Origin of the sequence: Pelodictyon luteolum DSM 273 (assembly GCF_000012485.1) — a bacterium.
GTDB lineage: Bacteria > Bacteroidota > Chlorobiia > Chlorobiales > Chlorobiaceae > Chlorobium > Chlorobium luteolum.
Map to the genome: position 1 here is coordinate 1,305,077 of NC_007512.1, position 21,004 is coordinate 1,326,080.

The window sequence follows — 21,004 nt, forward strand, 5'->3', positions numbered from 1 at the left end:
CTGTGCATGAAGAAGTCGCCACTGTTCATCCTGCTCCTGACCGTCATGCTCGACCTTATCGGGTTCGGGATCGTGCTGCCGCTTCTTCCGACCTACGCAAAGGACCTCGGAGCGAACCCGTTCATGATCGGCTTCATCGCGGCGATCTTCTCCATCATGCAGTTCATCTTCTCCCCGCTATGGGGAAAGCTGAGTGACAAGATCGGCCGGCGGCCGGTCATGCTCATCAGCATCTTCATCACTGCGCTCTCCTATCTGCTCTTCTCCCAGGCCAGCACCATACCGCTGCTCATTCTCTCCCGCGGCCTTTCCGGCATCGGCTCGGCCAACATCGCCGCCGCACAGGCCTACATCACCGACGTCACCGACAGCAAGAGCCGCTCCGGCGCGATGGGCATGATCGGGGCGGCATTCGGCATCGGCTTCATCATCGGCCCCCTCATCGGCGGCCTGCTCAAACACAACTGGGGCATCCCGATGGTCGGCTATGTCTCTGCCGGGCTCATCGCTTTCGACTTCCTGCTTGCCGTCTTCTTCCTGCCTGAATCGAACAAAAACGCAGGAAAGCTCTCCTTCAGCTTCGGCAGGTCGGCCAAAGGTCCCTCCCGCCCCGTTCTGGAAATCCTCGGGGAAAAGACCGGAGAATATGTCGACGGCCTGAAACTGGCCTTCAGTTCCCGCCCGCTGGCCATGCTGATGATCGCCAATTTCCTCTTCACCTTCGCCATCGTCAACATGCAGGTGGCCTCCATCCTCCTCTGGAAAGAGTATTTCATGGCGACCGACCAGGGCATCGGCTACATTTTCGCCTATGTCGGTTTCTTTTCCGTCGTTGTTCAAGGCGGCATGATCCGCAACCTCATCAAAAAGCTCGGAGAGCACAAGCTCTTTCTCTGGGGCCATATCTTCACCTTCATCGGGGTCTTTTTCGTCCCCTTCGCCCCTAAGGACTCCCTTTTCACCATCGGGCTCCTGATCCTCTTTTTCTTTGCAATCGGCACCAGCCTCGTGGCCCCGATCAACCTCTCAATGATCTCCCTCTACAGCTACAAGCAGCAGCAGGGACAGATACTCGGCATCTCGCAGTCGGTCAACTCGCTGGCCCGCATCATGGGACCCTTCAGCGGAAGCATCCTCTACGGCATGAACTTCCACGCCCCCTACATCGTCGCCGGAGCGCTGACGGTTCTCGGGGTACTGATCGCGCTTGATATGTTCAAGTACCGGATCGAGGCCTTCGATACCGAGGGTGCCGCAGCTGTAGAATCCCCAAACGCCTGAATCAGAACCCCCTTCGGCAACCATGCCCTAACTGGAGAATACCATCATGAACATCGGAGTGATAGGCGTCGGCAAGCTCGGTGAGTTCCACACCAAGCTGCTGGCGGAAATAGCGCAGGAAACCCCCGGTGTCACCTGTGCCGGCGTATTCGACCTCGATCCCGCAAGGGCCCGGGAAATCGCCTCGAAATACGAGGTCTCGGTGTTCCCCACCATCGACAGTCTGGCTGAAGCCTGCGATGCGGCCGTCATCGCCACAACGACGAGTTCCCACTTCCAGATCGCCCGCGGCCTGCTTCAGAAAGGCCTGCACCTTTTCATCGAAAAACCCATCACAACTACGGTCGAAGAGGCAGACCTGCTCATCCGTCTCGAAAAAGAGATGGGCGTCACCATCCAGGTCGGCCATATCGAGCGGTTCAACCCGGCCCTGAGAGCGGTCGAAGCCCATATCGGGCGGCCGATGTACATCCAGGCAGAACGGCTCAGCGGCTTTTCACGCCGGGTGACCGATGTCTCTGTCGTGCTTGATCTCATGATCCACGACATCGACCTTGTCCTTTCGCTCATCAACTCCGAGATCCGCCATATCTCTGCTTCCGGCGTCAGGGTGTTTTCCAACGAGCTCGACATGGCCACAGCCCGAATCGACTTCCAGAACGGTGCGACAGCAAACGTCACGGCGAGCCGGCTCAGCCGGAGCCGCAGCCGCAAGCTCCGCTTTTTCGGGACTGCGCCGAAAAGTTACGCATCGCTCGACCTCACGACAGGCAAATCCGAAGTGTTCCGGCTCGTGAAGCCCGAAGAAGCCTCATCGAAAAACCCCATCAAGACCTTTGCAGCAAAAAAGATCCTCGAACAGTTCGGCGAGATTCAGGAGTCAATGCAGGGCCTCGTGCTCGACTACATCCACCCCGACCCGCCGAAAGTCAATGCCCTGAAGGACGAGCTGCTGCACTTCATCGCCGCAGTGGCGGGTGAGGCTCCAGTGGCAGTCAGCTCCCACGACGGCCGACGGGCAATCATGGTGGCCGGACGCATCGCCGAGGAAATCGCCGCAAACGCAGAGGCCCTGAAAGCGGCTGAAGGAGCGATGGAGGACTGAAGCGCATGGTAACTACTGTTCCCGATATCCTGTTCCGCATTGGAGAAATCGCCGACAGGAGCCAGATGGGCTGCTACCTTGTCGGCGGCTATGTCCGCGACATGCTGATGCAGCGCCCCTGCACCGACATCGACATCATGGTGTTGGGCGACCCCGTTCCCTTTGCAAAGACCGTCCAGAAAGAGCTCGGTGGCCGGAATTTCGTCTTGTTCGAACGGTTCCGCACCGCACGCCTCGAGCTTCCGGACCCGGAGGGTGCGACCTTTACCCTTGAGCTTGTCGGCGCCCGCAAGGAGTCCTACAACCACGACTCCCGCAAACCCATCACCCTCAAGGGCACCCTCGAAGACGATCTCTCACGGCGCGACTTCACCATCAACGCCCTTGCCCTCGTCCTCAACCATGAAGGGCGCGGCACCATCGTGGACCAGCACTGCGGCCGGGAGGACCTTGAAAAGAAAATACTCCGCACACCGCTCGCCCCTCTGCAGACATACTCGGACGACCCTCTCCGCATGATGCGCACAGCGCGTTTCGCAGCACAGCTCGGCTTCACCCCGGCTCCTGAAGCAGTGGCGGCCATGGCCACCATGCACGAACGCATCAGGATCGTATCTGCCGAACGCACGAGCAGCGAGTTCCTGAAAATCATGCAGTCCCCCGAGCCTTCAGTCGGGCTCAAACTCCTGCATGAAACCGGAGTGCTCGCAGAAATCCTCCCTGAAACGGCAGCCATGGCGGGCATCGAACAGATCGACGGCCTTGGCCACAAAGACACCCTCTACCACACATTCCAGGTGGTCGACAACGTCGCCCGGGCGTCCCAGGACCTCTGGCTCCGGATTGCCGCGCTCCTGCACGACGTCGCAAAACCACAGACAAAGCGGTTCAGCAAACATGCGGGCTGGACCTTCCATGGCCATGATGCGGTGGGAGTGAGGGCGGCGGCAAGGATCTTCCGCGAAATGCGATGGCCGCAGGACCGGCTCGTCTATGTGCAGAAAATGATCCGCATGCACCACCGGCCCATTCCCCTCTCGAAGGAAGAGATCACGGACTCGGCCATCCGCCGGCTCATGTTCGACGCCGGAGAAGATCTGGAAGACCTGATGACGCTCTGCCGTGCAGACGTCACGAGCAAGAACCCCCGGAAGGTTGCCCGCATCATGCAGAACTTCGGAAATGTGGAGAAGAAGATCGCGGAAGTCGGAGAAAAGGATCTTCTGGCCAAATGGCGCCCGCCCGTCGACGGACTGGAAATCATGCAGGAGCTCCAGCTCCCGGAAGGCAGGATGGTCGGCATGATCAAGAAAGAGATGGAAAACGCCATCATCGACGGCACTCTCCCCTATGAGCGTGAAGCAGCGCTCGAGTATGTTCGGGAGGCATACAGGAGGTTATCGGGAGATGGCCCCCCTGCAGCGGGAAAATAAGCACCGACTTTTCGTTATATTGAGCCTTTTTTGAAGAACCTTTTCGAACTCCAAAACAGCACCACCCTTGATACCTCGTTACTCACCCAAAGACATGACGGCGATCTGGACCGATGAAGCCAAGTTCCAGCGCTGGCTCCAGCTTGAAATCGCCGCAGTCGAAGCCCGCATGGAAGCCGGAATCGTCCCCCCCCCTGCACTCGACACCATCAGGAAGAAAGCCGCATTCAATGTGGAAGAAATCCTTGAGATCGAGAAAGAGACCAAGCATGACGTCATCGCCTTCCTCACCAATGTCGCAAGCTACGTCGGCCCCGACTCCCGCTGGATCCATGAAGGGCTGACCTCGTCCGACGTGGTCGACACGTGCCTGGCCATGCAGATGCGTGACGCCGGCGCCATTCTGGTAAAAGATATCGAACAGCTCGTCGCCGTGCTTGCCCGGCGTGCCGTCGAGTTCAAGTACACGGTCGAAATGGGCCGCACCCACGGCATACACGCCGAACCGACCACGTTCGGGCTCAAGCTCCTGCTCTGGCACGAGGAGATGAAGCGCAACCTCCTGCGGATGAAGCGCGCGGTCGAGACCATCTCGGTCGGAAAGATCTCGGGAGCCGTCGGCACCTACCAGCACCTCTCCCCCGACATTGAAGCAGCCGTATGCCGCAAACTCGGCCTGGAGCCCTCCAGCATATCGACCCAGATCCTGCAGCGCGACCGCCATGCAGAGTTCGCAACCACCATGGCCATCGTCGCCTCAAGCATCGAGAAGTTCTCCGTCGAGCTCCGCCACCTGCAGCGCACCGAGGTCCGTGAGGCTGAGGAGTACTTCAGCAAAGGCCAGAAAGGCAGCTCGGCCATGCCGCACAAACGCAACCCCATCACCTTCGAGCGCCTGACGGGCCTGGCCCGCGTCGTACGCTCAAACTCCCTCGCCGCCATGGAAAACGTGGCACTGTGGCACGAACGCGACATCTCGCACTCCTCGGTCGAGCGCATCATCATGCCCGACAGCACGACGGCACTATGCTACATGCTCCGCACCTTCTCGGAATCGCTTGAAACCCTCCTCGTCTACCCCGAACGGATGGAAGAGAACTTCAACTCCTCCTACGGCCTCACCACATCGCAGACCCTGCTTCTGGCCCTCACGGCAAAAGGCCTGACCCGCGAAGATGCCTACCGGCTCGTGCAGCGCAACGCCATGGAGAGCTGGGCGACGAAAACCCACCTGCGGGAGCTCGTACTGAAGGATGAAGAGCTTCTCCAGCACATCAGTGCAGAGGAAATCGCCGGTCTGTTCAGCTTCGAGACCATTCTCGGCAAGCTGAAGAACAGCGTTGACATCATCTTCAAGCGCAACGGACTTGACTGAAGGAGCTACACGAATGTACGGACGGGTACACGCCGTAAGAAAAGGCCTTGCAGAGATCATGGTCGTCTGTGAGGACGAAGCCCTGAAAGGCCCGCACTGCGGATTCTGCAGTGCCAGCGGCGGAGGTGCAGGCAAAGCGAAGAACGAGACCATTCTGGCACGGAACGACGCCGGTGCAACCGCCGGCACGATCGTTGAACTCTCCATCGGCGAGCATGCCGAGCTGAAGGCCGCACTCATCCTCTTTGTCATACCCCTCTCGACATTCATTCTCGCCCTCATCGCGGCGGCAGCCGTCCAGCTGCCGCTCCTGCAGGCGGCAGGTACGGGAGGAGCGGTCCTCCTTCTAACCCTCGTCGTCCTCAAGGCTGTTCTGAGAAACAAGACCTACCACAGGGTGGTCCGCGTCGTACCAAAACCCCTGAAACACGGGTGAAGAACGGCAATTGCCCTGCAGTACTTTTATTTCAGACAGAAAAGCCGTACCTTGAAAGTCAGAATTTTCAATGCCCGCACATTCGCTGCGGCTTCGAACGGGAAAACTGCCCCGTTACAGACCGCCTGAACCGGATGATGCATCAACCGGCATACCCGTATGCCGCCTCTATTACAAGCCAATGGTAAATGAAGCCTTCATACCCGCCGTCCTCAGCCTGGGAACCCTTGCCCTCGCCCTCGGCGTCATCATATACTTTGTCTCCAGAAAGTTCCATGTCGCAGAAGACCCGATGGTGACCATCATCAACGGGGTCCTGCCCGGTGTCAACTGCGGCGCCTGCGGCTATCCAAGCTGCAACCAGTTTGCCGAAGAGCTGGTACGAACCAGAGACACCTCGATGACCTGCCCGGTCGGAGGAAGTGATCTTGCCGCAAAGCTCGGTGACTCGCTCGGCATTGAAATGGCTGAGCCAAAGCCGGTTGTCTGCGCCGTCCTCTGCCAGGGTTCCGACAACGTCGCAAAGCCTTCTGCCGAGTACGTCGGCATCCAGGACTGCTGGGCCGCCACCCAGGCATTCGCCGGCCCCAAACTCTGCCGCCACAGCTGCATCGGCCTCGGCTCCTGCATCGCATGGTGCGACTTCAATGCCATGCGTATCGAAAACGGCCTCATCGTCATTGATTCCGACCTCTGCACCGGCTGCGGAGCCTGCATTCCCGCCTGCCCCACCGGAGTGCTCGTCATGCAGGACAAGAAAGCCGACAGAATCTTCATCGCCTGCAACTCGCACGACCGCGGTGCCGACACCAAACGTGCCTGCGACGCCGGCTGCATCGCCTGCCAGAAATGTGTGAAAGAGTGCCCTGAACAGGCCATCGTCATCGAAGACTTCGTAGCCCGCATCATCCAGGAAAAATGCACCTCGTGCGGCAAGTGCATCGAGGTCTGCCCGACGAAAGTCAACTGCATCGTCCGGCTGAACGATACCGTCAAATCAAAACAAGCCTCATAGATGAAGACATTCACGGTTGGAGGCATCCACCCTCCCGAACATAAACTGACTGCATCGAAAGCGATTGAGGCCATGCCGATTCCCGCCGAGATTGCCGTTTCTATGAACCAGCACCTCGGAAAGCCCGCCAAACCGGTTGTGAAAGTGGGCGACGAGGTCAAGAAAGGCCAGCTCATCGGTGAAGCCGACGGATTTATCTCCGCCAATGTCCATGCCGGCACGAGCGGCAAGGTCAAGGCTGTCAAATCGGCCCCGCACCCCGGCGGCAACTACTCAATGACCGTCATCATCACCACCGACGGCAAAGACGAGTGGCTGGAAGGCTGCAACACCCCGGCCATTGACCCGACGAGTCTTTCGAAAGAGGAGATTCTGCGGAAAATCAAGGATGCGGGAGTTGTCGGAATGGGCGGAGCAGGGTTCCCGACCTCAGTGAAGCTCTCCCCTCCCAAGGACAAGCCGGTCGACACCATCATACTCAACGGCGCCGAGTGCGAACCGTTCCTCACCGCCGACCACCGCCTCATGCTCGAGTCTCCGGAAGGTATCGTGAAGGGCCTTCTGATCATCACCTCGCTCTTTGAGGGAAAGGCAAAACCCTTCATCGGCGTTGAATCGAACAAACCCGACGCCGTTCTTGCTCTCCAGAAAGCAGCTGCCGGAAAAGGCATAGAGATCGTCACCCTCGAGACCAAATACCCTCAGGGTGCGGAAAAACAGCTCATCAACGCCATCACCGGCCGCACCATCGAAGAGGGCCAGCTCCCCTTCGACAAAGGCTGCCTCGTCCAGAACATCGGCACGGCGCTTGCCGTCTACGAAGCCGTATGCCTGAACCGTCCGCTGGTTGAGCGCATTGTGACCGTATCGGGCATGGAGATCAAGTCGGCAAAGAACATCAAGGCGGTCATCGGAACCCGCTTCAGCGACATCGCCGCTTTTGCAGGCAGCATGTCGGAGAAAACGAACCAGGTCATCACCGGCGGACCTATGATGGGGCGCTCGCAGTTCACCCTCGACGTTCCGGTCACAAAAACCACGTCGGGCATCCTCTTCATCAACAACACCATGCTCACAGGTTCTCGTGAAAGGACCTGCATCCGATGCGGCAAATGCACGAGCGGCTGCCCACAGAGCCTGGAGCCATGGCTGCTTGCCACCGAAGCCGAGTTCCGCCGGCTGGATGATGCCGAGACTTACGGGCTCATGAACTGCACGGAATGCGGCAGCTGCAGCTACCAGTGCCCGTCAGGACGCGAACTCGTCCACTGGATCAAGTACGCCAAGGCCCTCAGAAACAACCGCCGTCAACGCAAAACCGCTTAACAGCAACAGCATTAGCCACATGGAACCACTGAAGTTGAAAGTATCCTACGCGCCCTTCGTCCGCTCGAAGGACTCGATAGAATCGGTGATGTACAACGTTGCCCTAGCGCTGCTGCCGGCAACCGCACTTTCGGTCTACTATTTCGGCATCCCCGCCCTGCTCGTGACCCTTACGGCCATCGCCGCATCCATCGCCTTTGAATGGATGACCGACCGCATCCGAAGGAAGCCCGATTCCTGCTTCGACGGCAGCGCCGTTGTCACCGGCCTGCTCCTTGCACTCAACGTCCCCTCCGGCCTTCCGCTCTGGATGGTCGTCCTCGGAGCCTTTGTGGCCATCGTCGTCACCAAGCACCTGTTCGGAGGGCTCGGCTTCAACATCTTCAACCCGGCGCTTGTGGCAAGGGTGTTTCTCCTCATCTCCTTTCCGGTCGCCATGACCAGCTGGCCTGTCCCCTTCGCGGTGGACATGCAGACGGCAGCCTCCCCGCTCGGCATCCTGAAAACCGACGGACTCTCCGCCCTCCAGGGGTTCAGCTACATGGACGCGCTGCTCGGCAAAACCGGCGGAAGCCTCGGTGAAACCTCCGCGCTTGCGCTCCTCATCGGTGCGGCATGGCTCTTCTACAAGCGCTACATCACCCTCACCATCCCGCTGACCTTCATCGCCGTCACCGCAGTCTTCACCGGCATATTCTATCTCATCGATCCTTCGACCTACGCCACCCCGCTCTTCCACATCCTGACCGGCGGCCTCATCCTCGGTGCTTTCTTCATGGCTACCGATATGGTGACAAGTCCGATGTCGATGCGCGGCCAGCTGGTCTTCGCCGGCGGCTGCGGCATACTCACCGCAGTAATCAGACTCTGGGGCGGATACCCTGAAGGGGTCTCGTTCGCAATCCTCATCATGAACTCCCTGGTACCGCTGCTTGACCGGTGGGACCTCAACGACATCAAGGCCAAGAAACAACAGTCCCTCGAAACAGCATGAGACCAGTCATCATACTTACCATCATCGGCCTTATCAGTGCCGCCCTTCTGGCAACGGTCGCCGACTTCACCAAAGAGCCAATCGCGATTGCCAAAGCTCAGATGGAGCGTCGTGCGATCGAGAAGATCTTCCCATTCCAGCTTGACAGCCTCCGAACCCTCGAAGCTGCCGGCACTTCATTCTTCGAAGCCTACGACACCGAAGGCACACTGAAGGGCATCGCCGTGAAATCATTCACGGAAAAAGGCTACGGCGGCAGGATCGAAATCCTGCTTGGTGTCGCCCCCGACCACAGCATCATCGACTACAAGGTCATCACGACCATGGAAACCCCCGGCCTCGGAGACAAGATCGACAAGGAGAAGTTCCGCCGGCAGTTCCACGGAGTCAGCCTGGACGGGCCGGTATGGAAAGTCCACAAGGATGGCGGGTTCGTCGACGAACTGACTGCGGCCACAATCTCCTCGCGAGCCATCACCGATGCCGTCCACACCGGACTGGAACTGATCAACCAGCAATACCCTAACACCGCTGCAAAATGAACGAAGCACTCAATACACTGACCCGGGGGTTCGTCAAGGAAAACCCCGTGACCAAGATGCTCCTCGGGCTCTGCCCGGTGCTCGCGGTCACCACTTCTGCGGTAAACGGACTCGGCATGGGACTTGCGACCACCTTCGTACTGCTCGGCTCGAATGTCGTGATATCGCTCACATCGAAAATGATCCCCGACACGGTACGCATCCCGTCGTTCGTGCTCATCATCGCCACCTTCGTGACGATCGTCGATATGCTCATAAAGGCGTTCTCGCCTGAGCTGAACCAGGCGCTCGGCATCTTCATTCCGCTGATCGTCGTCAACTGCATCATCCTCGGTCGTGCTGAAGCCTTCGCCAGCCGCTCCGGAGTATGGTACTCGGTGCTTGACGCCATCGGTATGGGTATCGGCTTTACCCTGGCGCTCCTTGTTCTCGCCTCCATCCGCGAGGTTCTCGGCAGCGGAACAATATTCAATATGCCTCTCATCGGCGAGAACGGCACCCCGCTGCTCGTCTTCGCCCTCCCTCCCGGCGCATTTGCAGGCCTCGGAGCAATGATTGCACTCATGAACGCACTTGAAAAGAAAAGAGGAGTCAACTGATGGCTGAATATCTGCTCGTAATCGTCAGCGCTGTTTTTGTCAACAACGTTGTCTTCGCCCGCTTCCTCGGCATCTGCCCCTACCTCGGGGTCTCAAAGAAACTCGACACGGCCCTCGGAATGGGACTTGCCGTCACCTTCGTCATGACGCTCTCCACCGCCATCACCTATGTGCTCTACCACGGCGTGCTCGTGGCATTCCACATTGAGTTCATGCAGACGGTCATGTACATCCTCGTCATCGCCTCGCTGGTACAGCTGGTCGAAATCGTCCTCAAGAAGGTCTCCAAGCCCCTGTACAGCGCGCTCGGCATCTACCTGCCGCTCATCACCACGAACTGCGCCATCCTTGGTGTGGCCCTGCTTGCCATCCAGGAGAAGTATTCGCTTGTGATGTCCGTACTCTTCGCCTTCTTCTCCGCCATCGGCTTCATCCTGGCCATCGTCATCTTTGCCGGTGTGCGCGAAAAGCTTGAAGACGCAGATATTCCGGCCCCGTTCAGGAACGTCCCGATCGGCCTGGTCTCCGCAGCAATCCTCTCGCTTGCATTCATGGGATTTTCCGGACTTGTGAAGTAAGATACCCCCGCGAGAACGCAGCCTCCCCCGCCTGCCCGGGCGGGGGCTGCAAGCCAGAAACCGCCATGCGAACTCCCTTCCGCCTCTCTCTTCTCATCTTCTTTCTCACCATCCTCTTCTCCTGCTCCGCCCGGCTGGACGAAGCACCGGTGTACGAACAGGAAAAGGTCCTGATGGGGACCGTCTTCAAAATCAAGGCTGCAAGCAGGGATATCCCTGAAGAAAAAGTTGAAGCGGCTTTCACCAACGCATTCCAGAGAATTGCCTCTCTGGAGTCCCAATTGAGCGAGTGGATCGCCGAAAGCCCCGTCTCTCTGGCGGCACGTCAGGCAGGCCTCGCCCCCGTTCCCGTCACCCGGGACCTCGCGAACGTCACAGAGCTCGGCCTGGCCATATCAGACAGCACCGGGGGCGTATTCGACCCGACCTTTCTGCCGCTCGGGAGGTTGTGGGACATCAAGCACCGGAAGTCTCCGCCTCCCCCCGACAGCATTGCGGCTGCCCTGAAACTTGTCGACTACCGGGCTGTCCGGCTTGAGCGGAAGAAGATGACGCTGTATCTCGAAAAGAAGGGGATGAAAATCGGGTTCGGGGGGATCGCCAAAGGGTACGCTGCACGCGAAGCCGGCAGGATACTGGAGCGGGCGGGCATAGACGACTACATCATCAACGCCGGAGGAGATCTGTTTGTGCACGGCAGAAAGAACGGCGGGGAATGGAGCTCTGGCATACAGGATCCCGACAGAAAGGACGCCCCTCCGCTCATCCGCTTCAACATAAGGCGTGAGTGCGGCATCGCAACAAGTGGAGGGTATGAGAACTTCTTTATATGGAACGGCCGCCGCTACCACCACATCATCGATCTTTCGACCGGCCAGCCGGCTTCGGGTATGAAAAGCGCGACGGTCTTCGCCCATGACCCCGCAAAGGCAGACGCCTATGCGACCGCCTTCTTCATCCTCGGGCCCGAGCTATCACGCGCCCGTACCATGCGTGACACAACCCTCGCTTACATCCTCATCGACAGCACAGGCCGCATCCACCGCAGCCCGAACCTTTCAGCCTTCATTGAAGAATGAGGCTCTACCAGGGGGCTCTGGCTTCAGGGAAGCTCAAGATAAAAGCCATCCGAAAGGCAAGCGATGAAAAGAGACAAACTGCTGACAGTGGCCCCGAGGGTCTGAGGCACCAAGGGAAAGAAGGGCGGAAGAAACTAAATCAAAATGCCCCCTGGGGAGGGAAACCGGGGTTGTGTATTGGAACATGTTGAACATCACCGGCTTCCGGCATTGAATAATCAGGGCTCACGTGAATAAAGAGCATGCGAACGAGTAAACCGCCTGAACAGACCCCAGGCGCACCACCGGGAGTCCTTATTGACTTCGGGCACGACAGATGGCGGACTCTAGTGGAATAACGTGGAGAGAGGTGTGGACCCGGCAATACGAACCCCCGGGGAGAAATCAGTATTTTCCCGGGGGTTCAATGCATGCCGAACGTGGCGAAATCAGAAATGACTACCCGACCTTCTGCCCCTCGCGGTAGCTGCGGTAGCTGTTGATGAGGGCGTTGGTCGAAGCATCGTGGGCATCGCTCTCTTTCTGGGACTGGAGCTCAGGCAGAATCGCTTTGGCCAGCTGCTTTCCGAGCTCTACTCCCCACTGGTCGAACGAGTTGACCTGCCATATCACTCCCTGCACAAACACCTTGTGCTCATACATGGCGATGAGGCTTCCGAGCGTAAAGGGATTTATTTCATCCAGCAGGAGCGTATTGGTCGGTCGGTTTCCGGGGAAGACCTTGTGCGCCACGAGCATCTGCATCGTTTCTTCATCGACCCCCGCAGCCGCAAGCTCTTCAGATGCCTCCGAAGCACTCTTGCCGCGCATGAGCGCCTCGGTCTGGGCAAAGCAGTTGGCGACGAGAATGTCATGATGCTCACCTATGGGGTTCTGGGTTTTCAGCGGCAGAATAAAGTCTGCAGGAATGAAACCGGTTCCCTGATGCAGGAGCTGGAAGAACGCATGCTGTGAATTGGTTCCGGGCTCGCCCCAGATGATCGGTCCGGTGGGATACTCGACCGTATTGCCGAGCCGGTCTACCCGCTTGCCGTTGCTTTCCATGTCCAGCTGCTGGAGATAGGCCGGAAGGCGATGGAGATACTGGTCATAGGGAATGACGGCGTGGGAGGGTACATCGAAGAAATTGTTGTACCAGACGCCGAGCAGGGCGAGGATGACGGGAATATTCTCTTCAAGCGGAGCCTCCTGGAAGTGCTCGTCCATGGCCCGGGCTCCCCGGAGCAGCTCCTGGAAAGCCTCAAACCCCAGATAGAGCGCAATGGAAAGACCGATGGCAGACCAGAGGGAATAACGGCCCCCGACCCAGTCCCAGAACCTGAACATGTTCTCCGGATCAATGCCGAACTCCACGACCTTCGTGCGGTTGGTCGAGACGGCGGCAAAATGCAGGGCGATGTGGGCCGGGTCAATAGCCCTCGAAAGGAACCACTCCCTGGCTGTCATGGAGTTGGTCAGGGTCTCCTGAGTGGTGAAGGTTTTCGATGCAATGACAAAAAGGGTGGTTTCAGCATCAACCCTCTTGAGCACTTCGCTGACATGGGTGCCGTCGATGTTGGACACAAAGTGTACGGCAATGGCGCCATCTGCGAACGGGCGGAGCGCCTCCGTCACCATGCAGGGACCAAGATCGGAGCCGCCGATGCCGATGTTTACGACATCAGTAATGCGCTTTCCCGTATACCCCTTCCACTCTCCGCCAACCACCTTGTCGGTGAACGCCTTCATCTGCCGGAGCACCGAGTCCACCTCGGCAGGCACATCGAGCCCGTCGACGTTCAAGGTGTAGCCCGGCTGGCGGCGCAATGCAGTATGCAGAACCGCACGGTTTTCGGTGAAATTGATCTTTTCTCCCGCGAACATCCCGTCCCGGGCCTCGATGAGGTTCGCCTGCCGGGCAAGCTCTACGAGCAGACCCATGGTCCGGGAGTTGATACGGTTTTTCGAGTAATCAAGAAGCAGGCCGTTCCAGCGGATTGAGAAGTGCTTGAAGCGGTCATGGTCGCTCATGAACATGTCCCGCATATGGAGTTGCTCGACCTCCTGGCGGTGTGATACGAGGGCGCTCCACGCAGCACTTCTTGAAAGATCCATCATGATGTTCCTTTGTCCTGTGTTTGGGGGGTTACTACAATGCCGTCAGTACGGTGCATAACGGAGGCGCAGCGTGCAGCCCTCCCTATTACACTCGACGTCGACGATTTCAGCAATGCTGGATATAATATACATCCCTCTGCCGGAAGAACGCATAAGGAACTGCGGTTTGGTTGGATCTGCAAGGTCGCGAAGTGCGAATCCGCAGCCGCAGTCCGTCACCTCTACCCGGAGCACGGGGCCGTTGGCTTCGAGGGTGGCATCGAGTTGCACGGTAATCGAGAGTTCCTCATGCCCGCAGTTCCCGTGCTGCACAGCGTTGACGAACACCTCTTTGAGTGAGAGCTGAAGCTGGCGGCGAAAATCCCGGCTGTACCCCTCCCCCCGGGCAAACGACTCCACCCGCCCCCGAAGGGACTCGTAGGCATCCACGTTGCCGTGGAGGGTAAGCATGCAGTTTCCCATAGGCCGTTGTCTTTCGAAAGAGCGCCAGAGACCGGTTCCTATGAGGAATGTAGCATTGCAGGGCCATCAGGACAAACCGGAGCATTCGGAAATGCGGCTTAATTATTTAAGTCAGAAAGAATTTTGTGCTAATTATTTACTACTTATTTGTGTGAATGCATTATTTCTTTATATTAATCCCAGAAGTTCTCTTAAAGAATTTCCTTAATGGTCAACCTCGCTTAATCTTTTTAACAAACAGTAAACAATCAACAGCATGAAACGATCAACGCTGACATCAGGAGCTCTCTCCGTAGGCGCGTTTCTGGCGCTTGCCCTGCTCAGCCCGCCGCTCCAGGCAGCCGAAGCAACGGCGGACGCCGTCAACGCCTATGCGATAGACAACTTCTTTATCTTCATCTGTGCCGTGCTTGTCCTCTTCATGCAGGCAGGATTCGCTCTGGTCGAAACCGGACTCAACTCCGCGAAGAACACCGTGAACATCCTGTTCAAGAACCTGATGGACCTTTCAATCGGCGCCATCCTGTTCTACTTCGTAGGATACGGCATCATGTACCCGGGTGAAGCCTTCTCGGGCGGGTTCTTCGGCTTCGGAGGATTCGGCATCGGTTCCGTGGCACCGGAGACAGCCGCCGGCAACCTGCACCCTGCAGTCGACTTCCTCTTCCAGGTGGCCTTTGCCGCAACCGCTGCAACCATCGTCTCGGGCGCCGTTGCAGGAAGGATGCAGTTCAAGTCCTACCTGATCTATTCGGCAGTCATCAGCGGACTCGTCTATCCCATCAGCGGGTTCTGGCAGTGGGGCGGAGGCTGGTTGAGCGCGCTCGGATTCCATGACTTCGCAGGCTCACTCCTTGTCCACGCCCTTGGCGGATTCGCTGGACTTGCAGGCGCGATCGTACTCGGACCAAGGATCGGCAGGTTCAATGCAGACGGAACACCGAACGCCATGCCCGGTCACAACCTTGCACTCAGCACGCTCGGTGTCTTCATCCTCCTCATCGGATGGTACGGGTTCAACCCCGGCAGCCAGCTTGCAGTCGTCGGCGCTGACAACACCAATGCCGTCATGCTGATCGCAGCCAACACCACCCTTGCGGCAACTGCCGGTGCGGTTGTGGCAATGTTCTTCGCATGGGCGCTCTTCAAGAAGCCCGATCTCACCATGGGGCTCAACGGCATGCTTGCCGGTCTTGTCGCCATCACGGCCAACTGCGATGCCGTCACCTATGACGAATCGCTCATCATCGGTGCAGTCGGCGGTATCCTGGTCGTTGCCGGCATCAAGCTGCTCGACGTGCTGAAGATCGATGACCCTGTCGGCGCATGGCCGGTGCATGGACTCAACGGTGTCTGGGGCGGTGTGGCAGCATGGATCTTCGGCGGACAGCCGATGGTCGCGCAGCTCGTCGGCTCCATCGCCATCCCGCTCTGGGGATTCGCTACAATGCTTGTTCTGTTCTTCATCCTGAAGGCGATGGGCGTCCTCCGCGTCTCGAGGGACGATGAAATGAAGGGCCTTGACATCTCCGAGCATGAGGAGGAGGCCTACTACGGATTCCAGATTTTCACAACTCAGTAACCAAACAACCGGAGCTCACACATGAAATACATTGTCGCAATGATCCAGCCCCACAAGCTGCCTGACGTGAAGGCTGCGCTTGCAGAGGTTGGAGTGAGGAAGATGACGGTTACCAACGCGCTGGGTTGCGGTGCACAGGGAGGCTACACAGAGGTCTACCGCGGCGTACCGAGCGAGGTCAACCTCCTCAAAAAGATCAAACTGGAAATCGGAGTCAATGAAGAGTATGCCGAAAAAACCGTGAAAGCCATCGTCAAAGGGGCCAAGACCGGTGAAATCGGAGACGGAAAGATCTTCATCTTCGACCTCCCCGAATGCGTCAGGATCCGCACTGAAGAAAAAGGTGAAGACGCCATCGGATAAGGAAAACAACTGTTCTTTTCAATAAACAACCCATCGTCGGGGTACCCGGAAACCGGGTGCCCCGGCAACCACACAACAATCAGCAAACAGGAGAAATCCAATGAGAAAGACCGCAAAATTCCTGACACTCGCAGTAGCGCTGGCAGCAACATTTACCGGCACCGCAAAAGCAGACGAAGGCTTCAGCATCGGCGCAGACATTATCAGCACCTATGTATGGAGGGGTACCGAACTGAGCGACTCCCCCTCGATTCAGCCTAGCCTGAGCTACACATTCTCCGGCATCGGCATAGAAATCGGCGCATGGGGTTCATACGCCATCGATGACAAAGCAGATGGCACCCGCTACAAAGAAATCGACCTTTATGCCTCCGTACCGGTCGGCCCTGTCACACTTACAGTGACGGACTATTGTGACGCCGCTGCAGATAACTCTTTTGACTTTTCGCAGGACGGCCCCAATGTCGTTGAACTGAGCGCAAGCTATGGAATCGATGACCTCAGCCTACTTGCTGCGATCAATGTGGCTGGAAAGGAAGGAAGTGCTAAAAACGCAGTCTACTGTGAAGCCGGCTACCAGTTCTACGACAAAGACGGCTACACTGCCTCCGGCGTAATCGGCGCAGGAGACCAGGCGTTTTACGGTGACACCCTGAGCAACGGATTCACTATCGTCAACACCGGCATCTCTGTCTCGAAGGACCGCTACACCGCATCCTACGTGTACAACCCCGATTCCGAGAAGTCAGTCCTCGCCTTCATGGCATCGTTCTAAACCGCTGTTCCATGTTCTTTCCCATCGACTGTCTTGTGTGTGTGCTTGACAGAGATAGCAGCAGAAGGGCCTTAGGGCCCTTTTGTTGTTTATGGGCTGAGGGAGGGGGATCCCTCCACACCATAGATTGGGGGTGCATCGCTTCCTTGCTTCCGAAGGGAAAAAAGTTTAAGGTGTCACAACGGCAGTTATTTCCAACCTGTGACCGAAATAGCATGGAAATCAGGAAAATCAGTGAAGAAGGCCGGATAAGCATCCCTGTCGCAATCAGGAATAAAGCAGGGCTGAATACCGGCGACACCGTAGCGGTGAGGATAGAAGGAGAGCACATCATAATCAGCAAGCCTGAACCGAAGGAGGATCCCTATCTGGCGATTGCCGAGGCTTCCCTTACAGAGTGGCTTGAGGCGGAAGATGAAAAGGCCTGGGAAGGGCTCTCTGGCCCGGAAGATAATGAAAGGCGAAAGGAAACATCAGGGGCCCGGCCACAGGGCGAGCGTCGCCGCCCTGAAGCAGAACCATAAAAAAAGATCAGGCGATCTGTTTTTCGTAAATCACATACTCCTTATAGGGCTTGCCTCCGATGACCTTGGCGAGCTTGCTCATGGCCTCGTTGGACTTGAGCACCCAGCTCATCTCACTGGCGAACAGGCCGTGCTGGCCCCCGTAATCGGCAATATGCGTGTTCAGGATGCTGTCGATCCCCTTGTTGCGGTACTCGGGCAGCACTCCCATCACAATGGTGCGGACAAGGGAGATGTTGCGCCGGTACCAGAGGAACTTCACGAACCCCCAGGGAGTGAACGGGTTGCCGTTCACATGGCGGAGCGCCTGGTTGATGTCAGGCAGTGAGAGGGAGAACCCGATGGTACGTCCATTGGAGTCCTCTACGAAATAAATATAGTGCGGGTTGGCGATCGGCTTCAAACTCTTGGCCATGAAGTCGAACTCCTTGTCCGTCATCGGCACGAACCCCCAGTTTTTCTCCCATGCGCTATTGTAGATGTCACGCACCAGCTCGATTTCCCGTTCGAAATTCTTCATGTCGATGATCCTGATCGACAGCCCCTCACGCTTCATCACATGCGCCGAGATTTTGCGTAGCCGCGCAATGTCGATGATCTTCTGGTCGATGTACCATGCCAGCAGTTCCTGACCGACATGGTGACCGGCTTTCTGGACAAGATCGTTGTAATAGGGAGGGTTGTAGAGCATGAGGAAGACCGGAGGACTGTCATAGCCTTTGGTAAGCATGCCGCACTGGTCGTTCATTGAAGGGCTGACAGGACCGCGCATGGTGTCCAGCCCTTTTCCCTTCAGCCAGTCCGCAGCTGCGGCAAAGAGGGCGTCGGCAACCCCCTGGTCGTTCAGGCACTCGAAAAAGCCCCAGAACCCGACACGGTCGCCATGCACCTCATTATGGCGGCGGTTGGCGATGGCGGCAATGGTTCCGGCCATGGAGCCGTCCTTCCAGGCGGTGAACATTGCAAGTTCTGCATGTTCGTAGAGCGGGAAAGCCTCAGTGTCCAGCGTCTTCATGTAGTCGGAGATCACCGGCGGCACCCAGTTCTCTTTCAGCTGCCGGTCATCCCGGTAGACCTTCCAGGCGAACTTGATGAACGCCTTGCGTTCCTGCTTTGTATGAACCTGCCTGATTTCGATGGACATTTCGCCCTCCCTCCTCGAATGGTTGTCTCATTTAGGAATACAAATCCCCCTGGAAAGGGGGATTATGTCATTGATAAATCACCGGCTGAAAGGTCACTTGAACGCGTTGCCGGGCTCGACGCCGAGTGCCTTCAGAATGAGGGCCATCGGGCAGAAACCGGTGAATGCGGACTGAAGCATCATGGCGCCGACAATGCCGGTGAGCCAGAGCCATCCGGTGCTGATGGTAACAGCAAGGGAAACACTGACGAGAATGAGAAGTCCAGCTATGGCAAGAACAAGCTTATCGATATTCATGTTGATTTGGGTTATGGTTTAGAAAGCGAAAGTCAGAGAATTGAGTGCATGGTATCGGCTCCCTCACGCAGCATCCGTTCAGTCTCTTCCCACGAGATGCACTCGTCGGTAATCGAGACGCCGTAATGGAGCTTCTGGGGGTCTTCGGGAAAAGGCTGGTTGCCGGAACAGATATTGCTTTCGATCATGACGCCGGCAATACTTCTGCTGCCTTCACGCTTCTGGCGGAGGATGTCCTCCCACACCTTCAGCTGCTGGGCGTGCTGTTTACCGGAATTTGCATGGCTGCAGTCAACAAGCAGGGACTGCTCGAGCCCGGCTTTCTTCAAGAGCGCTTCGGCTTCGGCGATGCTCGATGCATCATAATTAGGCCCCTTGCTGCCGCCGCGAAGAACCATGTGCCCGAACGGGTTGCCCTTGGTGGTGATCACGCTGCTGCGCCCTTCCTGGTCGATGCCGAGAAAACTGTGCGGGTGCATCGCCGAGCGGATGGCGTCAACGGCTACGCCGAGACGGCCGTCCGTCGAGTTTTTGAACCCGACCGGCATGGAAAGGCCGCTGGCCATCTGCCGGTGCGTCTGCGACTCGATGGTGCGGGCGCCGATGGCAGCCCAGCTGATGACATCGGCCACATACTGCGGGGTAATGGGGTCAAGGAACTCCGTCGCACAGGGCAGACCCATGGCATTGATTTCAAGGAGCAGCTTGCGGGCATGATAAAGACCGTGCTCGATATCGTAGGTATCGTCTAGATGCGGATCGTTGATGAACCCTTTCCATCCGATGGTCGTGCGCGGTTTTTCGAAGTAGACCCGCATGACGATGACAAGGTCCTCCTCAAGCTCTTTGCGCAGGATTGCCAGCCGCTGGGCATACTCGCGGGCAGCGTTGATATCATGAATCGAGCAGGGGCCTACAATGACCAGCATGCGCCGGTCCTTGCCCGTGAGGATCCCCTCTATTTCGCGACGTCCTGCAGCAATGGCCAGTGCCGCCGCCTCATCAACCGGAAGCCGGTCTTTGAGGTCACCGGGGGAAGAAAGCCGGATGATGCTCGAAACCCGTAAATCATGTAACTGTTCCATCAGCGATACAGACAATAATGCTCAAAAATGCTCGAAGAATGCTCGTTCAAATCAGTCACTGAAGATAAAAAAAACCACGAGATATAATGAAGATACCCCACAATAAATTCCAGCGTCAGGGCACACTGCAGTGCAGGGCATCGGCATTATGACGCATCAGGCACCACGTCGCCAGTATAACAATCCGTTTAAAATGGAAGCCTTTGAACTGCCCCTCAAGGACAACAAGACCGGCGAAGGAGGCAGCCGATGATCTCGGAGTTTATCCAGACGCAAATGCGCCGAGGGCTCGCAAAGAGCGGACAAAGGAAAGACCAAGGCGCTTCTGTCGCTCGAAAAGAAGCTGGGCAAATGGCTTGCAGAGAGCGCTCTTTTGCCCAGATCCTGGATTGGTCTGACTGCCTTGAGACCACCCACGTGCAGACTGCCATGGGCAGCTACCGCTGGGCGGCCGAGTCAGTTGCCAGAGACAGGCTGTTTCTGGAGTATCCGGGCATGACTTCATGACCTCGTGTATGCATTCTCCTACTGTTTGGTTAGGATACCATCGTTCGGGTCGGCGTTTAACTGACCGGCTGAACTCATCGCAGTTGCGCCCGGTTAATAAAAAAGGATAAACCGCCTTGCACTGAAGGATCTTTTTGGAACGCCGGAGTCATTTCCGTACCGCCAGCAAGAAGAGATGATCGGATTGACGGTGCCAGCTTGACACGGAGCAAATGCCGCAGAGCTGGCTGAGCGGCTGTTTCGGAGGTGGGACGGGACGCGGCCGGCATGGCGAGAGGCTATCAGCGCAGCAAGCCAGGCGTAGCGCGTGCAGGCTGGATCACTCCGCCCGGCAATTTCGCCCGGCATCTTCATCCATCCCACGCTGCCACCGTCCGGCGTGCACCCCATGACACCACCACTCAC

The 21,004-nt window shown here is 57.5% G+C and carries 21 protein-coding genes and 1 pseudogene; 17 read left to right on the forward strand and 5 right to left on the reverse strand.

Annotation, left to right across the window (positions count from 1 at the left end; genetic code table 11):
• The first annotated feature begins 6 nt into the window (after positions 1–6).
• The 12 genes from PLUT_RS05985 (at position 7) to PLUT_RS06040 (ending at position 11,763) form a co-directional block, all read left to right on the forward strand.
• On the forward strand, positions 7–1,281 hold the full coding sequence (locus PLUT_RS05985) for an MFS transporter (protein ID WP_011357883.1): 1,275 nt from the start codon (positions 7–9) through the stop codon (positions 1,279–1,281).
• A 46-nt stretch (positions 1,282–1,327) separates the two neighbouring features.
• Positions 1,328–2,386: a Gfo/Idh/MocA family protein gene (locus PLUT_RS05990; protein WP_011357884.1), complete on the forward strand. Its 1,059-nt coding sequence runs from the start codon at positions 1,328–1,330 to the stop codon at positions 2,384–2,386.
• A 5-nt stretch (positions 2,387–2,391) separates the two neighbouring features.
• Positions 2,392–3,819, forward strand: coding sequence for a CCA tRNA nucleotidyltransferase (locus tag PLUT_RS05995; protein ID WP_011357885.1), 1,428 nt, complete (start codon positions 2,392–2,394; stop codon positions 3,817–3,819).
• Between the two features lie 67 nt (positions 3,820–3,886).
• Positions 3,887–5,194 carry an adenylosuccinate lyase gene (gene purB, locus PLUT_RS06000; protein ID WP_041463838.1) on the forward strand — a complete coding sequence of 436 codons (1,308 nt, stop codon included), beginning with the start codon at positions 3,887–3,889 and terminating at the stop codon, positions 5,192–5,194.
• A complete protein-coding gene (locus tag PLUT_RS06005; RefSeq protein ID WP_238974558.1) occupies positions 5,187–5,630 on the forward strand; it encodes a SoxR reducing system RseC family protein in 444 nt (147 codons plus the stop codon). The genes purB and PLUT_RS06005 overlap by 8 nt, the downstream gene beginning before the upstream one ends.
• Positions 5,631–5,811: 181 nt before the next feature.
• Positions 5,812–6,645 (forward strand): Fe-S cluster domain-containing protein, encoded by an 834-nt coding sequence (locus tag PLUT_RS06010; RefSeq protein WP_011357888.1) that lies wholly within the window; start codon positions 5,812–5,814, stop codon positions 6,643–6,645.
• Positions 6,646–7,971 carry an electron transport complex subunit RsxC gene (gene rsxC, locus PLUT_RS06015; RefSeq protein ID WP_011357889.1) on the forward strand — a complete coding sequence of 442 codons (1,326 nt, stop codon included), beginning with the start codon at positions 6,646–6,648 and terminating at the stop codon, positions 7,969–7,971.
• Positions 7,972–7,990: 19 nt separating this feature from the next.
• Positions 7,991–8,965, forward strand: coding sequence for an RnfABCDGE type electron transport complex subunit D (locus PLUT_RS06020; protein ID WP_011357890.1), 975 nt, complete (start codon positions 7,991–7,993; stop codon positions 8,963–8,965).
• Positions 8,962–9,507: an RnfABCDGE type electron transport complex subunit G gene (locus PLUT_RS06025; protein ID WP_011357891.1), complete on the forward strand. Its 546-nt coding sequence runs from the start codon at positions 8,962–8,964 to the stop codon at positions 9,505–9,507. The genes PLUT_RS06020 and PLUT_RS06025 overlap by 4 nt, the downstream gene beginning before the upstream one ends.
• Entirely contained in the window at positions 9,504–10,106 is a 603-nt protein-coding gene (rsxE, locus tag PLUT_RS06030; RefSeq protein WP_011357892.1) for an electron transport complex subunit RsxE, read from the forward strand. The genes PLUT_RS06025 and rsxE overlap by 4 nt, the downstream gene beginning before the upstream one ends.
• A complete protein-coding gene (gene rsxA, locus PLUT_RS06035; protein ID WP_011357893.1) occupies positions 10,106–10,684 on the forward strand; it encodes an electron transport complex subunit RsxA in 579 nt (192 codons plus the stop codon). Before rsxE ends, rsxA begins: the two co-directional genes overlap by 1 nt.
• A 65-nt stretch (positions 10,685–10,749) precedes the next feature.
• Positions 10,750–11,763 carry an FAD:protein FMN transferase gene (locus PLUT_RS06040; RefSeq protein ID WP_011357894.1) on the forward strand — a complete coding sequence of 338 codons (1,014 nt, stop codon included), beginning with the start codon at positions 10,750–10,752 and terminating at the stop codon, positions 11,761–11,763.
• Between the two features lie 438 nt (positions 11,764–12,201).
• Here PLUT_RS06040 and pgi read toward each other — a convergent pair whose 3' ends face one another.
• Together pgi and PLUT_RS06055 are read right to left on the reverse strand one after the other, a co-directional pair.
• Positions 12,202–13,857, reverse strand: a complete 1,656-nt coding sequence (pgi, locus tag PLUT_RS06050) for a glucose-6-phosphate isomerase (protein ID WP_041464108.1) — start codon at positions 13,855–13,857, stop codon at positions 12,202–12,204.
• A 45-nt stretch (positions 13,858–13,902) separates the two neighbouring features.
• Positions 13,903–14,322, reverse strand: a complete 420-nt coding sequence (locus PLUT_RS06055; RefSeq protein WP_049752370.1) for an ATP-binding protein — start codon at positions 14,320–14,322, stop codon at positions 13,903–13,905.
• A 256-nt stretch (positions 14,323–14,578) separates the two neighbouring features.
• Here PLUT_RS06055 and PLUT_RS06060 point away from each other — a divergent pair, with 256 nt between their 5' ends.
• The 4 genes from PLUT_RS06060 to PLUT_RS11725 all read left to right on the forward strand — a co-directional run bounded on the left by PLUT_RS06060 (position 14,579) and on the right by PLUT_RS11725 (position 17,566).
• Positions 14,579–15,904 (forward strand): ammonium transporter, encoded by a 1,326-nt coding sequence (locus PLUT_RS06060; protein WP_011357897.1) that lies wholly within the window; start codon positions 14,579–14,581, stop codon positions 15,902–15,904.
• Positions 15,905–15,925: 21 nt separating this feature from the next.
• Positions 15,926–16,267 carry a P-II family nitrogen regulator gene (locus PLUT_RS06065; protein ID WP_011357898.1) on the forward strand — a complete coding sequence of 114 codons (342 nt, stop codon included), beginning with the start codon at positions 15,926–15,928 and terminating at the stop codon, positions 16,265–16,267.
• A 100-nt stretch (positions 16,268–16,367) separates the two neighbouring features.
• Positions 16,368–17,042, forward strand: a complete 675-nt coding sequence (locus tag PLUT_RS06070; protein ID WP_011357899.1) for a hypothetical protein — start codon at positions 16,368–16,370, stop codon at positions 17,040–17,042.
• 215 nt (positions 17,043–17,257) lie between these two features.
• Entirely contained in the window at positions 17,258–17,566 is a 309-nt protein-coding gene (locus tag PLUT_RS11725) for an AbrB/MazE/SpoVT family DNA-binding domain-containing protein (protein WP_011357900.1), read from the forward strand.
• 7 nt (positions 17,567–17,573) lie between these two features.
• On the opposite strand, the gene PLUT_RS06080 is transcribed toward PLUT_RS11725, so the two are convergent.
• The 3 genes from PLUT_RS06080 to PLUT_RS06090 all read right to left on the reverse strand — a co-directional run bounded on the left by PLUT_RS06080 (position 17,574) and on the right by PLUT_RS06090 (position 20,092).
• Positions 17,574–18,710 carry a hypothetical protein gene (locus tag PLUT_RS06080; RefSeq protein ID WP_011357901.1) on the reverse strand — a complete coding sequence of 379 codons (1,137 nt, stop codon included), beginning with the start codon at positions 18,708–18,710 and terminating at the stop codon, positions 17,574–17,576.
• A gap of 93 nt (positions 18,711–18,803) precedes the next feature.
• On the reverse strand, positions 18,804–19,007 hold the full coding sequence (locus tag PLUT_RS06085) for a YgaP family membrane protein (RefSeq protein WP_011357902.1): 204 nt from the start codon (positions 19,005–19,007) through the stop codon (positions 18,804–18,806).
• A gap of 32 nt (positions 19,008–19,039) precedes the next feature.
• The gene (locus PLUT_RS06090) at positions 19,040–20,092 is read right to left on the reverse strand and encodes a 3-deoxy-7-phosphoheptulonate synthase (RefSeq protein ID WP_011357903.1); all 1,053 of its coding nucleotides are present in this window, start codon (positions 20,090–20,092) and stop codon (positions 19,040–19,042) included.
• 301 nt (positions 20,093–20,393) lie between these two features.
• Here PLUT_RS06090 and PLUT_RS06095 point away from each other — a divergent pair.
• Positions 20,394–20,599: pseudogene (locus PLUT_RS06095) on the forward strand (transposase); the annotation flags it as partial.
• Positions 20,600–21,004: the final 405 nt, after the last annotated feature.